Annotated in this window: 14 protein-coding genes; 6 read left to right on the top strand and 8 right to left on the bottom strand. The window is 44.6% G+C overall.

Features of this window, described 5'->3' with window-relative positions:
• Window positions 1–9 precede the first annotated feature (9 nt).
• The 6 genes from B1A85_RS02050 to B1A85_RS02025 form a co-directional block, all read right to left on the bottom strand.
• Window positions 10–894, bottom strand: a complete 885-nt coding sequence (locus B1A85_RS02050) for a manganese catalase family protein (RefSeq protein ID WP_104545258.1) — start codon at window positions 892–894, stop codon at window positions 10–12.
• A 643-nt stretch (window positions 895–1,537) separates the two neighbouring features.
• On the bottom strand, window positions 1,538–1,879 hold the full coding sequence (locus B1A85_RS02045) for a cupin domain-containing protein (protein ID WP_104545257.1): 342 nt from the start codon (window positions 1,877–1,879) through the stop codon (window positions 1,538–1,540).
• A gap of 18 nt (window positions 1,880–1,897) precedes the next feature.
• Complete coding sequence (locus B1A85_RS02040) at window positions 1,898–3,067, bottom strand: zinc-dependent alcohol dehydrogenase (RefSeq protein WP_104545256.1); 1,170 nt, start codon at window positions 3,065–3,067, stop codon at window positions 1,898–1,900.
• Window positions 3,068–3,135: 68 nt separating this feature from the next.
• A complete protein-coding gene (locus B1A85_RS02035; RefSeq protein ID WP_104545255.1) occupies window positions 3,136–4,305 on the bottom strand; it encodes a zinc-dependent alcohol dehydrogenase in 1,170 nt (389 codons plus the stop codon).
• Between the two features lie 66 nt (window positions 4,306–4,371).
• Window positions 4,372–5,079, bottom strand: a complete 708-nt coding sequence (locus B1A85_RS02030; RefSeq protein WP_104545254.1) for an SRPBCC family protein — start codon at window positions 5,077–5,079, stop codon at window positions 4,372–4,374.
• Window positions 5,080–5,172: 93 nt separating this feature from the next.
• Window positions 5,173–6,273, bottom strand: coding sequence for a DJ-1/PfpI/YhbO family deglycase/protease (locus tag B1A85_RS02025; protein ID WP_210404131.1), 1,101 nt, complete (start codon window positions 6,271–6,273; stop codon window positions 5,173–5,175).
• A gap of 474 nt (window positions 6,274–6,747) precedes the next feature.
• On the opposite strand from B1A85_RS02025, the gene B1A85_RS02020 reads away from it, so the two are divergent.
• Window positions 6,748–7,152 carry a DUF6335 family protein gene (locus tag B1A85_RS02020; RefSeq protein WP_104545253.1) on the top strand — a complete coding sequence of 135 codons (405 nt, stop codon included), beginning with the start codon at window positions 6,748–6,750 and terminating at the stop codon, window positions 7,150–7,152.
• A gap of 44 nt (window positions 7,153–7,196) precedes the next feature.
• Here the strand turns inward: B1A85_RS02020 and B1A85_RS02015 are convergent, their stop codons facing one another.
• The gene (locus B1A85_RS02015; RefSeq protein WP_104545252.1) at window positions 7,197–8,072 is read right to left on the bottom strand and encodes an SDR family NAD(P)-dependent oxidoreductase; all 876 of its coding nucleotides are present in this window, start codon (window positions 8,070–8,072) and stop codon (window positions 7,197–7,199) included.
• A 264-nt stretch (window positions 8,073–8,336) separates the two neighbouring features.
• On the opposite strand from B1A85_RS02015, the gene B1A85_RS02010 reads away from it, so the two are divergent.
• From B1A85_RS02010 to rdgB, 5 genes are all read left to right on the top strand, one after another.
• A complete protein-coding gene (locus tag B1A85_RS02010) occupies window positions 8,337–8,822 on the top strand; it encodes an orange carotenoid protein N-terminal domain-containing protein (protein ID WP_104545251.1) in 486 nt (161 codons plus the stop codon).
• Window positions 8,823–9,047: 225 nt separating this feature from the next.
• A complete protein-coding gene (locus B1A85_RS02005) occupies window positions 9,048–9,548 on the top strand; it encodes an orange carotenoid protein N-terminal domain-containing protein (RefSeq protein ID WP_104545250.1) in 501 nt (166 codons plus the stop codon).
• Window positions 9,549–9,753: 205 nt separating this feature from the next.
• Window positions 9,754–11,046, top strand: a complete 1,293-nt coding sequence (locus tag B1A85_RS02000) for a phosphatidylserine/phosphatidylglycerophosphate/cardiolipin synthase family protein (RefSeq protein WP_104545249.1) — start codon at window positions 9,754–9,756, stop codon at window positions 11,044–11,046.
• A 281-nt stretch (window positions 11,047–11,327) separates the two neighbouring features.
• Window positions 11,328–12,761, top strand: coding sequence for a phosphoglucomutase/phosphomannomutase family protein (locus tag B1A85_RS01995; RefSeq protein WP_104545248.1), 1,434 nt, complete (start codon window positions 11,328–11,330; stop codon window positions 12,759–12,761).
• Between the two features lie 81 nt (window positions 12,762–12,842).
• On the top strand, window positions 12,843–13,445 hold the full coding sequence (rdgB, locus tag B1A85_RS01990) for an RdgB/HAM1 family non-canonical purine NTP pyrophosphatase (RefSeq protein WP_104545247.1): 603 nt from the start codon (window positions 12,843–12,845) through the stop codon (window positions 13,443–13,445).
• 158 nt (window positions 13,446–13,603) lie between these two features.
• Here rdgB and B1A85_RS01985 read toward each other — a convergent pair whose 3' ends face one another.
• Window positions 13,604–13,942, bottom strand: a complete 339-nt coding sequence (locus B1A85_RS01985) for a P-II family nitrogen regulator (RefSeq protein ID WP_104545246.1) — start codon at window positions 13,940–13,942, stop codon at window positions 13,604–13,606.
• Between the last annotated feature and the right edge of the window lie 11 nt (window positions 13,943–13,953).

Raw genomic sequence — 13,953 nt, 5'->3', positions numbered from 1 at the left:
AAGTATTGATTATGCTTGACCTGCTGTACCAGGAACTTGGCTTGTTTTACTTGTACCGTGCAAACGCGGATCGGGTTGTGGTGGTTCGGGTTCAGGTCCCATTGGTTGCGGATTTGCTACATACTCAAATTCGCCTTTGCCATCTGGTGTAGGACCTTTAGCCCAACGTCCTTCAGCGCTTTGCGTACCTTCTGAATGGTTCAAGAACTTATAAGCATACTCATTCTTGCCGTATTCATACGCGATACTGGGAGAGATTGGTCCTTCTAGCCCTTCACTTTGTAGATCTTCAATTGCTGCTAACCACTGGTTTTGATGCATCGTGTCACGAGCAATCATGAAACTGAGCGTATCTTTCACGCCTGAGTCGTCGGTCATCTCATACAACCGTACAGCCTGCATCAAACCTTGAGACTCAGCATGGAGATTAGAGCGAAAGTCAGCAAGTAAATTACCACTCGCAACAATAAACCGACCATTCCAAGGAAAACCAACGCTATCAGCTGGCATTGCACCTAAACCTGAGACAATTCCGTGCTGGGGGTTCATTGCAGCTGCCATAATTTCGTCGCGTACGTTATTGCCGCCCATCACTGCGCCTACAATACGGTCTGTAGCTCCTTCTTCCTGAACTTTCAGGGGTGCTTTATCGAGTAGATACGCAATCATAGTTGCTACCATCTCGACATGACCAATTTCCTCAGTTCCAATATCGAGTAGCATATCGCGGTATTTTGCAGGTCCTCGGCAGTTCCAACCTTGAAATAAGTACTGCATCATCACAGTCATTTCGCCAAAAGCACCGCCCACTAACTCTTGCATCTTTTTAGCAAATAGAGGGTCTGGTTTATCTGGTGGAGTAAAATACTGTAACCGCTTTTGATGAAAAAACATCTAAATTCTCCCTAATAAAATTTTTGCTTCTAGCCACACAAGACATCAATAAAGATGCCTCTATCGCGGCATCTCATCTAGACAATTGATATCTTTGTACTATCTTTAAGTATCTATTTAAAAAGCTTAATTACATCAGCCATTGGGCAGACAAAAAATATCCAATTTATATAGGTATAACTGCTATTTTTAACTAATAAAGTAGCAAAAAACACCACCTTTCAATACATTTAAACATTCTATATATATTTAAGTAATTAAACTCTTGTAATTTACTTAAAATATGTGTCTAAAAATTTTGCTTTTCCTCGGCAAGTTCGCAAATGTAATGACTTTAGAGTTTTTTCTTACTAGATATTAAAGTATTATTAATCTAATATTTAACAATCATTTAACAAAAACTGCAAAAAAATAAATAACACCATTTCTCTGAATAAGAAGTACAATTAATTTCTCCTCTACCCTTTTGCACCTGAAGCGGTCTATTTATAGAAACTTTAAAGCAAGACGATATAAGACCTCGCTTGTCCTTTCTTTGTGTACTTTGTGAACTTTGTGGTTATTTCAAAAAGCTCTGGCAACTAAAAAAACCGCTACTTTTCATAGTAGCGGCTCAACAAATACTTCAAGTGTTGTTATGGCTTTAAGCCTCATCGCGCCCATGTACTTGGGCGGGTGGACTTGTAGCTTCAACGGCGGTAAAAGATTCAAGGATTTTATATGTGTGAGAAGCACCTTTAGGGACAACCCAAGAATCTCCTGGTTCTAGCAACAGCTTTTGACCTTCAAGGTGTAGCTCTGCACGACCCTGAATAACATAGCCGACCGTTTCGTACTCGCGCGTTGCTTCAGGTTTTGGTTCGCCTGGTTGTTCATTTTCCCAAAGCCGCATGGAAACGGTTTTACCCGACGCAAGATATTTTTGCCCCATTGCGCCGTGTGGCGAATGACTCGAACTGACTTTAATAACCGTAGTGTCACTCATACTAGCTTTTCTCCAGTGTTATGGCTTAAGTACAACCTTGATGCAATTGTCTTTTTTGTGCTTAAAAATCTCGTACCCGTGCGGTGCATCTTCTAACTTCAGCCGATGCGTGATCACAAAAGAAGGGTCAATTTCGCCGTTTTGAATTCGTTCTAACAAAGGTTTCAAATAGCGATGGACGTGCGTTTGTCCCATTTTGAAAGTCAAACCTTTGTTCATCGCCGCACCCATTGGAATTTTATCGAGGAAGCCACCATAAACGCCAGCGAGTGAGACGTGACCGCCTTTGCTACACGACAAGATAACTTGTCGCAGTGCAGTTGGGCGATCGGTTTCTAGGCGTACCGCTTGCTTAACTTGGTCGTAAAGCGCCATTGGTCCGGTTCCGTGTGCTTCCATACCCACAGCATCAAGACAAGCATCAGGACCGCGACCGCCAGTCATTTCTTTGAGGGCTTCGCCTGGGTCAATTTCTTCGTAGTTAATGACCTCAGCTTTACCAATTTCTTTTGCCATTTGTAGGCGTTCCGGAATGCGATCGATCGCGATGACGCGTTCTGCACCTAGCATATAAGCACTTTTAATCGCAAACTGTCCGACAGGTCCACAGCCCCAAACGGCGACGATATCACCAGGTTTGATATGGCAATTCTCCGCCGCCATGTAGCCTGTAGGGAAAATATCAGTTAGAAATAATACTTGCTCGTCTGCTAAACCGTCAGGAATTTTGAGCAAACCGACATCAGCAAAAGGAACGCGGGCGTATTCCGCTTGACCCCCAGCGTAGCCACCAAACAAGTGCGAATAGCCAAATAACCCTGCTGGCGAATAACCCATTTGCACTTCCGTCATCCAGGCGTTGGGGTTAGAGTTATCGCACAAAGACCACAAATCGCGCTGACAGAAAAAGCAGTTACCACAGGAAATAGTGAAAGGAACAACGACGCGATCGCCTACTTTTACATTCTTAACAGCGTTCCCAATCTCGACAACTTCTCCCATAAATTCGTGACCGAGGATGTCACCTTTTTGCATCGTGGGAATGTAGCCATCGTAGATGTGTAAATCTGAACCACAGATTGCGGTTGATGTAATTTTAATAATCGCATCGCGGGGATTGAGAATTTTTGGATCTGGCACTGTCTCGACCCGCACATCGTTAGCGCCATACCAGCAAACAGCTTTCATATTAATACTTGACTTGGTAATTGGTAATTGGTTAGTTTTTGCCTTATAACCCTTGATCTCTCTCAGTTTTACGGTTTTAGTACGACTTTGACGCAATTATCTTGCTTCTGCTGGAAAATCTTGTAAGCGTGGGGTGCTTCGTCTAGGGGTAACTGATGCGTGACGATAAACGACGGATCGAGTTTGCCATCTAGGACGAGTTGTAACAACAAACGCATATATTTCTGTCCGTGCATTTGCCCCATCCTAAACGTCAAACCTTTGTTGAATGCTGCACCCAAGGGCATTTTGTCTACAAAACCACCATAGACACCCATAATTGAGAGCGTACCGCCTTTACGACACGCTACCATCATTTGGCGCAAGACGTGCGGGCGGTCGGTTTCTAGCTTCAGCTTTTGCTTGGTTTGGTCGTAGAAGTCTTCAACACCTACGCCGTGTGCTTCTAACCCAACCGCATCGATGCAGCAATCAGGTCCGCGTCCGCCGGTCATTTCTTTAAGCGCGTCGCCTGGATCGACCTCCTCGTAATTAATCGTTTCAGCTTTAGCGTATTTTCTTGCCATCTCCAAGCGTTCGGGAAAACGGTCAATTGCAATCACGCGTTCTGCACCCATCATGTAAGCGCTAATCATCGCAAATTGTCCGACAGCACCGCAACCCCAAACGGCTACCGTATCGCCAGGCTGAATATCGCATAACTCTGCGCCCATGTACCCTGTAGGAATCGCATCGGAAATAAAGAGTAGCTTCTCGTCGGGTAATTCTTTGGGAACTTTCAAAACGCCAACATCTGCAAACGGTACGCGGATGTATTCGGCTTGCGCCCCTGCATAACCGCCTAAGAGGTGCGAGTAACCATAAATTGCGGAAGTGATATTACCGAATAGCTTTTCTTCCATCCAGCCGTTGGGGTTAGAGTTGTCGCACAGCGACCACATGTCGCGTTCGCAATAGTAGCAACGACCGCAACCGATTGTTGAAGGAACAACAACGCGATCGCCTACTTGTAAATTGTTAACGCCCTTACCAACTTCGACTACTTCCCCCATAAATTCGTGACCGATAATGTCACCTTTTTGCACTGTAGGGATATAACCACCATAAATATGTAGGTCAGAACCACAAATTGCAGTAGATGTAATCTTTACGATCGCATCGCGCGGGTTGAGTATTTTCGGGTCTGGAACATTATCTACCCGCACATTATTAGCACTTTGCCAGCAGACAGCTTTCATCTCAATTCTTAAATTTTAGATTTTTGCAGCGAGAAAAATAGTCTTTTGTTCTTCACTTTTCACTTACTAATCTCTACCGGAAGGTTGACCTTCGGTTGTCGCGATTTCTCCAGCTTCCATAAGTTGCTTAAAGCGACGCAATTCGTCACCGATTTGTTGGTCGGGTTCTTCGCCAAAAAGTTTAGCAAGGGCGGAAGCGATCGCCCCTCCTGGCGGGTTGTATTCCATGACAACTTTGACTTCAGTTCCGCGATTTCCTGGGGCGGGTTTAAAGCGCACAAAACCGGAATTTTCTATATCTGCGTCTTCGGTTGAAGCCCACGCGATCAATTCGTTTTCTTGCTCTTGAATAATTTCGGCATCCCATTCAACTTTAGCATCGAGGGGCGCTTTAGCTACCCAGTGCGATCGCTTATCGTCTAACACTGTTACCGATTCAAGATGCTTCATGAATGTCGGTAATTTTTCAAAATCGCGCCAGTAGCTATAAAGTTCTGCTGCTGGTTTATTAATCGTTACCGTTTTTTCGACTTTAATCGGTTGATTCAAGCCAAGCGCTTCTTGGGCTTGCTTGAGCGTACTTTGTTTTTTTGCTCCTTGGTATAGTAAGCCACCGCCTGCAACCGCCATTAACACGCCACGCAGCGATCGCTGTCTTAAACCCATTAATACCATTGCACCGCCACCGATTAACGACGCCCAGCGTTCTTTTTCGCCTGCTTCGATAGATTCTGGCGATTGTTCGCTTGATTTATCTTGTGGTGTTAATTCCATAACAACTAATAGATTGCAACTTGTATGTACAAACTTTCAGATTAAAAATTGAGAAAAGGAGAAAAGTCAAACCTTTCTCCTTACTTATCTTTATTACTGAGCAGCGATCGCAGGTCCGGTTGTTGGTTTACCTGGTTTGATTTCGCTTCCTACACGTGCGCGATAAAGTTTGACTAGCTGTTGCTCTTGCTGCATCATATCTTGAGCAATATCGCGTAATAGGTCAGTCGTTACAGGGTCGCTGGTACTTACCATCAAGGTAGAAATATCGTTGATCCCTGTTTGCAAGTCACCTAACGCGCTGCGGATTTGATAGATATCGTCACTACCGCGAAGTGCAGCTTTGACTTTGGCGTATTTATCAGCAATATTTGCAGTTAATGATGGTTTTTCTCCCAAAGCAGCTAAACGTGCTTCTAGCTTTTGGATGTGCTGCAATTTATTTTGCATCATTTGTTGAAAGAGCGATCGCACTTCGCTATCTGATTCTTTTTGTGCATATTGCTCTAGTGCTTCTTGCGCATAACGCTCACCCGCCAACGCCGTATTTAAAGCTTGGACGATTTCACCTTTTTTCGAACCACCCCACGCATCAGCGAGTTTCCACCATTCTGCATTTCTATCAGTTTCGTCGGGAAGCGCAGCTTCTTTACCACCGTAACCTAAACGGCTCAAAATCGCAGTTGTAAAGATTGGCAAATCTCCAGGTTGACGCGAAGTAATCAAGTTACCATCGACGACTACCGGCTCATCAACATAATTTGCTCCCGCGTTAATCATGTCCTTACGCACTGCAATAAAGCCAGTCGCTGTTTTACCTTTTAGCAAGTCGCCTTCAATCAAAACTTGTGGTCCGTGACAAACCGCCGCCACGATTTTGCCTTGTTCCATAGCTTCTTGCACAAAGCGTACAGTATTCGGGTTGCGGCGCATCCGATCGGGAGCCATACCGCCAGGAACGATTACAGCATCAAACTCGGAAGCCATTGCTTCTGTGGTGGTTCCGTCGGCTTCTTTAGCTAGCTTTCCTTGCTTACCTTTGTACGTTTCATTCGTACGCGAACCCAAAATTGTGACGTCAAATCCTGCTTGCTTTAAAGCATTGTATGGTATTTGAAATTCGACGTCCTCAACTCCGTTCTCAATGAGAATAGCTACTTTTTTGCGACTTCGAGAATTGCTAGAAATTGTCATTTGTCCTCCTAAAGTAGTGTAGTGTGTTGATTCGATATTCAACTGCGATCGCTAAGTGACTTAGAAATTGATGCAATCTGTTTTGCTGTAGATAACTTGTCAAAGTTGTAAACACACTGACGCGTATATAGGAAAAACTACCTTTGCGTGATTTGAATGACACATTGAGAAAATGCTTGAACTATATACCTGCCGTTTCTCATACAGTATTGGCGATCGCAAGAAGTAGCTTTACGCCAGTGTGGTTGAGATTGCTGTATTTGTAACAACGCGGCTTTACACCAATTCCTTTTACTAGGTTATGTATCTTGCCCTGAGCTTCTCGTCACTCCAAAGGGATATATTTCTTCTCTCATGGGGGATATCCCTTAAGAAATAGCTTGCCTTGCAATCAAAAAGGGTATGGTGGAAATATAAGACGGTTAGCGACAAGTTTTGTCAAACTTTCTCGCAGTGTATGAGGATGTAAAGGCTATGGCTGAAAAAGTAAATCCAGACGAAGATTTTATTAATGATGAAGACCTAGAAGACACAAATCCATCGTATGGTACCGGAGTACACACACCACCAGGAGTTGATGCAGGTAGAGCAGAGGGTTGGCGCGATCGCATGAGTGACTACACCGATGTTAGTCCAGAATTATCAGGTGGGGACTTGGATGCAGCATGGGATCAAGCTGATGTTGCGGGGGAAGAAGCCGTAGGAGGAACTGCGCCAACTCCCGACCAGAACGTTGTCGATGAAATCGGTGCTGCTGTAGGTTTAGATATGGCAGAAGAAGAGTACGTCCATACAACCGAAGTGTTGAACATTCGTGACGATCGCCGTTGGGAATTAGACCCGCAATCCTCCGAAGACTATGAAGAACACGCAGATTAAATTACTGTCGGGTAGAGCATAATTTCTACCCGATAAGCGAATTGCTATTTAATGGTTTGCGTATCTTTATTGTCTAATCCTTCTTGCGCGTGTTCCAAGCGTAATTCACCTTGCGGTTCTGAACGAAACCACATCGGAGTATCAGAACCAACAGCACCTTTAGCGACAGTGACGCCACCATCAACTAGCCACAACGCACCTGTAACATAGCTTGCTTCCGAAGATGCGATAAAAGCATACACGTTCGCAACTTCTTCTGGTGTACCGCGTCGCGCCATCGGCGTACCTTGGATGAGCATTTTTTCCATTTTGCTATCCATTGGACCTTTTTCTTTGCGCGTCCATGCAGTATCAATCGCCCCAGGACAAACGCAGTTTGCGCGAATACAGTACTTTGCTTGCTCGACCGCAACACCCTTCATAAAAGAGTGCATCCAGCCTTTCGTACCTCCATACGGCGTGTTTTGCGCAATGCCATTAAACCCTGCTTCCGAACCAGCAGAGACGATATTACCACGCGATTTTTGCAAGTGTGGTAGGGCATACTTAGTCATTAAGAACGCAGAACGGATATTCATCCGAATTGTGTCGTCAAAAACTTCCACTGGATAATCTTGCGTTTCAGCCGTCGCGAGAAAAACTCCCGCATTGTTAATCAGAATATCTAATTGTCCATACGCAGTAATTGCCGTTTGCACGCAGTTTTGCGCGTGGAACTCTTGAGAAACATCACCCGCGTAAGGAACTGCTTCGCCGCCATATTTTTTAATGGCGTCTACAACATCTTGGATCGGGTCGTCAGGTAAGCCGTTGACAACAACTTTTGCACCTTCTTTGGCAAACTTATGGGCGATCGCTTCACCAATTCCCGTACCGCCTCCCGTCACGATCGCAACTTTGTCTTCCAAACGTCGGCTCACGTTCAATTCCTCCTGAGATAGCCTTTACTTCAATTTGCGCAGCATAAAGTTGATATACATCTGTCTTCAGTGGGGTTCATTCAAATCGCGTCTTTTGATACCGTTCGTTTAGGTTAGTTTTCTAGATTGCTAGCAGAGGTCAGAGGTCAGAGTTAACACAGGGGTAATAATTCTGAGTGTCTTTAATGTCCTAACCATATTGACCTGTGTTATAGCGAAAGAATCTAGCTGTAGTTTATTTGAGCAATTTGAGTCGAGGTATTTATGCCAACAACTAATGATGAGACGATTACTCAAGTCGTCAAAGCTTTTCAAAGCTTGAGTGTAGACGAACAACTGGCTTTATTCTGGTTCATTTACAAAGAAATGGGTGATTCGATTACACCCGCTGCACCTCAAGCGAGTACCGTTTCTCCTGATATTGCGGAAGGACTTTTCAATCAAATTAAAGAAAAATCGCACGAAGAACAGCTACAATTTCAGCGCGATCTAATTAATAAAGCTGATACTGAATATACGCGGATGTACGGCTCTATGAGCGATACGACTAAATTATTAGTTTGGTATCGCTTAGCGCAAGGAATGGATAGCGGTACAATTATCCCCATGCCTCCTAACTACGAGCTTTCTTCTGAAGCAAAACAAGTTCTAGAACAAGTCAAAGGACTTGAATTTGAACAACAAATTACAACCTTACGCGACTATGTAGCACCTATGGGTGCAGAACCCGCAGGTGGATCAGAAGTATAAATGCAATGTGCTTCTTTGAAGAAGTTGAATTTGTTATTGTAGTGTTTCTAGACAACTCAAAAAGGCAATAGAAATGCTATAGCAAACTAGTTAGAAAGTTGAATATTTTCGCTTTCTAACTTCACAACTGCAATCGGAATTGGGTCATTATCTAACTGCGTTGCTATCTGTTTTTCCTGTTCTCAAAAGTCAGCTAAGACAAAAATTGAAATTGAAGAGGGTGCTATGACTTCTGCGAACACGGATGTTCTCAATCAATCTGTAAAAGCTTTCAAACAATTAGATATCGACGATCGCCTAGCAGCGATGGCGCTAATTTATCAAGATGTGGCTAGCGCGGTTCCCCCCGAAGTAGGAAATGCATCAGAAGTATCAGGATTAGTCGCTAAAATTCAGGAACTGTCTCAAGAAAGACAAGTTGATGCGTTGCGCGATCTCTTACCTGCAAGCCGCAACGATCAAAATGAAACAACGCTCGATCCTAATCCAGCTAAGGCGTTAACCGAACTCGTTTCTGGTGAAAATACTGTTCCTACCGGCGAGTATGGCTCCATGAAAACCGAGTCAAAGTTAGCATTTTGGTATCAAGTGGCGCAAAAGCTTGGTAATGGTGTTGTTGGAATACCTAACGACTATAACCCTTCGGCAAAAGTAACTGAGTTGTTAAACTCGCTGCGATCGCTCGATACCGAACAGAAGTTGAACTTTTTAACACAAGTTGTTTAGGCGATCGCTATTACTCAATCATCTCAAGTCTTGTAGAGTTAATATGCTCTAGTACTGAGTATATTGCAACTTACATTCTGCATTTACTTTTCCCAGTGTGGCTACTGCTGTATAGTATTAATTTGTACTAAAGTCGTAGCAGCATTGGGAATTTTTTCCTTATAGTTAATTGCAGACGCTGCTGGCGAGAAAGAAAAATGTCAAGATGATCCAACTTTATCCAGTGTTCCGTTGGTTGGGCGTAGCAGCGTTAGTAATAGCAGGTGTCGTTGTTTTTATTTTGTACTTTAGAGGAACGTTTCGCGATCGCGTCGAGTACAAAATCAAAAACGTTCCCGCGCCGCGCGATCCGCGATTTCCTTTAGCACTTGCTAGCCTATCAAACTCTGTGACAACCAGCGGACGCTTGACAGGTTTTTGGGTAGAATCAGAAGCCATTAATGCAGCAAGACTTGCAGCTATTCGCAGCGCCCAGCATGCAATTCATTTTGAAACCTTTTTCATGACTCCAGGGCGACGCGTCAATGACTTAGCCGATGCACTAATTGAACGCGCGCAAGCAGGGGTTGAAGTTGAAATGGTTGTCGATCAATACGGTGCAAAAAAACTGTCGCGGCGTTATTGGCATCGATTACGCGCTGCTGGAATTAATATCCATTTTTACAACGATTTTAACTGGAAAGCTCCGGTAGATTACTTTGCGCGCACGCACCGCAAACTACTGCTCATCGACGGTAAAGTAGGCTTAATTGGTGGCGCAGGAATTTCTGACTATTGGGACGGAGTTGACAAGATCCAAGATACAGGTCCTTGGTACGATTTTGAGATGCGCTGGGAAGGTGAAGTCGTCGCCGCCCTTGAAGGAATATTCATGCAGCACTGGACTTACGTACGCGGTACTGCTAACTTAGACCCTCAAATTTTTAATCCGCTACCCAACGATGATGCAACTGTTCTAGTCACCGCCGGTGACGATCCTTCGTATCGCGCCTCATCGGTAAGAGCATTATTTCAAGTAAGTATCTCGGCTGCAAAACAACGAATTTGGATTGCTAGCCCCTACTTCGTCCCTGACGAAAACTTGCGAAGAGAACTCGTCAGCGCAAAAAATAATGGAATTGATGTCCGCATTCTGACAAATGGTAGTCAGTGTGACAAGAAATTTGTCTACTACGCCTCGTGCGAACTTTACGGCAATTTACTCAAAGCAGGCGTGAAAATTTATGAATACCAACCGAGTATGATGCACGCCAAAGCCTTGCTGTTAGACCGTGACTGGGTGAGTAGCGGAAGTGCAAATTTCGATCCGCGCAGTTTCTTTCACAATGACGAACTGGATATATCTTCTGCTGACGAGCAACTCGTGCAAAATATCGAGCAATTTTTTCTTAAAGGATTTGCTAAAAGCGACCAGATCGATCGAACTCAGTGGCGTAAGCGTCCAATTTGGCAACGCATCGCGGGTAGAGTTGTATTATTCTTTCAATGGCAATTATAAATAGCTTCGGTTTCTACCGTTCAGCTATTTAAACCAATACCTGCAAAGATCGGTTTATACAACACTCATCTTGGCATAAGTCCACGCAGGTGGACTTAGTTTTTAAGCTGCACGGATGATAAAGGGCGGAGGACACCTCCGCCCAACATCCTTGACTTTAGTCGCCAAGCTCTACATTATCAATTACCCAACAAAAGACAAGGTGCGATTTTCATTAATGCTAAACTTTCAATGTTAGATTCGATCCAAGTTAATAGTGCAAATATAATAGGATACACTCGATGCCAGTTGCTGGAAATGCAATCAAATTTGGTACAGACGGTTGGCGAGGAATCATTGGTGATGAGTTTACCTTTGATAATCTTTCGCTAGTTGCGCCGATCGCAGCAAAAGTATTATCGCAAACGTATGGCGATACGGGTAGCAATACGGTTATTGTGGGTTATGACCGTCGCTTTATGGCAGAAGTGTTTGCCCAAAAAGCCGCAAAAGCCGTCACCGAAGCTGGTTTTGATGTCTTGCTTTCAGAAACTTACGCTCCTACCCCAGCGTTTAGCTTAGCAGCAAAGCAGCATAATGCATTAGGTGCATTAGTCATTACAGCAAGTCACAATCCTGGTAGCTATCTAGGATTAAAGGTCAAAGGTGCTTTTGGTGGTTCGGTTCCGCCGGAAGTCACGCGAAACATTGAAGCATTGCTGAGTGAACCATTACCTACCCAGACAACGGGCAAGATATCGCACTTTAACCCTTGGCAAAACTACTGCGAAACCTTACGCGCGAAAGTCGATATTGAAAAAATTCGCGCTTGTATTACGCAAGGAAAGTTGAGTGTATTTGCAGATGCAATGCACGGTGCTGCGTCTGGCGGGTTGTCGCAGATCTTGGGAGTACCCATCGAGGAAATCAATAGCGATCGCGATCCTCTGTTTGGTGGCGGTGCGCCGGAACCGCTACCGCGTTACTTATCACGTTTATTTCGCTTGATGCGATCGCACCAAAGAAGCGCTGCTGGCGCTTTAGCGGTAGGATTAGTCTTTGATGGCGATGCCGATCGCATTGCTGCGGTAGATGGACAAGGAAATTTCTTGAGTTCGCAAGTTTTAATTCCAATCCTCATCGAACACCTAGCAGTTGAGCGCGGTTTGACTGGCGAGATTGTGAAAACGGTGAGTGGTTCGGATTTAATTCCTAAAGTTGCTGCTTTACACCAATTATCTGTTTATGAAACACCGATTGGTTATAAATACATCGCCGATCGCATGTTAGAAACTCAGGTGTTACTAGGCGGTGAGGAATCGGGCGGAATCGGTTATGGAACGCATATTCCCGAACGCGATGCTTTGTTATCTGCGTTGTACGTCCTCGAAGCGATCGCCACTTCGCAAACCGATTTAAGCGATTTATATCGTCAATTACAGGCAAAAACTAATTTTACTTCTGCCTACGATCGCATTGATTTGCCACTCGCTAGTATGGAAGTGCGATCGCGATTGTTAGCGCAACTCCAAAATCAACCGCCAAGCGAAATCGCGGGCGAACGCGTTCAAGATTGTCTTAGCATCGATGGCTATAAGTTCCGCTTAGCCGATAACAGTTGGTTAATGATTCGTTTTAGTGGAACAGAACCCGTTCTACGCTTGTATTGTGAAGCTCCTACAATGCAACAAGTCCATCGTACCTTAGCTTGGGCGAAACAGTGGGCAGGTGGGTGAGAGGGAAGCGATATTCCTTAAAAAAGAGCTACAAATAATTTCTCCTCTGCCCCTCTGCCCCTCTACCCCTCTGCTGCCGATATGAATGCGGTATCTGTCAGTCAACAGCCAAATTTACTCGTAGTCGCGACAAGTAATCCAGGTAAGCTGCGCGAAATGCAAGCTTATCTTGTCGGTTTGGGATGGGAATTAATTCTCAAGCCAGAAGCTTTGGAAGTTGAGGAAACAGGAAGTACTTTTGTTGAAAATGCGTGTCTCAAAGCATCTACGGTAGCAAAAGCAACAGGTCAGTGGGCGATCGCCGATGATTCTGGTTTAGCCATTGATGCGCTTAATGGCGCTCCTGGCGTGTATTCTGCGCGGTATGGTCAAACTGACGCTGACCGCATTCAACGAGTCTTGACCGAATTAGAAAACGCAGCAAATCGCCAAGCAGAGTTTGTTTGTGCGATCGCGATCGCGCGTCCTGATGGTGAAATTGCGCTGCAAACCCAAGGAACTTGTCGCGGTGAAATTCTCTTTGCCCCTCGCGGTAGTGGCGGTTTTGGGTATGACCCGATTTTCTATGTACCAAGTCACAACATGACTTTTGCTGAAATGCCTCCTGAAGTCAAACAGCAAGTCAGCCATCGCGGTCAAGCCTTCAAAGTGCTACTTCCCCAACTCGCCAAACTTGGCGTTTAGGCTGGCGATATAGAAAGCAGAGGGTGCAGGGGTGCAGAGAAGGAATAGTGTTTTCTATATAACTCAAAACGCATCTCTCAAAACTCGTAACTAGTCACTAGCCACTCACAACTAGCTACTAGCCACTCGCTCAAGCGCCCCTCGCTACTAGCCTTTTGTTACACTGCTTCTAGATTCTTTTCTCCTGTTCGAATCCGAACTACTTGCTCTACTGGTGAGATAAAGATTTTACCATCTCCAATTTCCCCTGTACGGGCGGCAGCGATTACTTTATCTACCACCATATCGACTTGACTATCCTCAACAACGATTTCAACTTTGAGTTTTTGCAAAAACTCTACCGTGTATTCTGAACCACGATAACGTTCTGTTTGACCTTTTTGCCGTCCAAAGCCGCGAACTTCAGAAACTGTCATGCCAACAATACCAGCGTTGACGAGCGCGATTTTGACTTCATCGAGTTTGAAAGGACGGATAATTGCTTCAACTTTTTTCAATTTTCTTCACT

It is taken from the genome of Chroococcidiopsis sp. TS-821, assembly GCF_002939305.1.
In the GTDB taxonomy this organism is placed as follows: domain Bacteria; phylum Cyanobacteriota; class Cyanobacteriia; order Cyanobacteriales; family Chroococcidiopsidaceae; genus Chroogloeocystis.
This window is presented reverse-complemented; position numbering and strand designations above follow the sequence as displayed.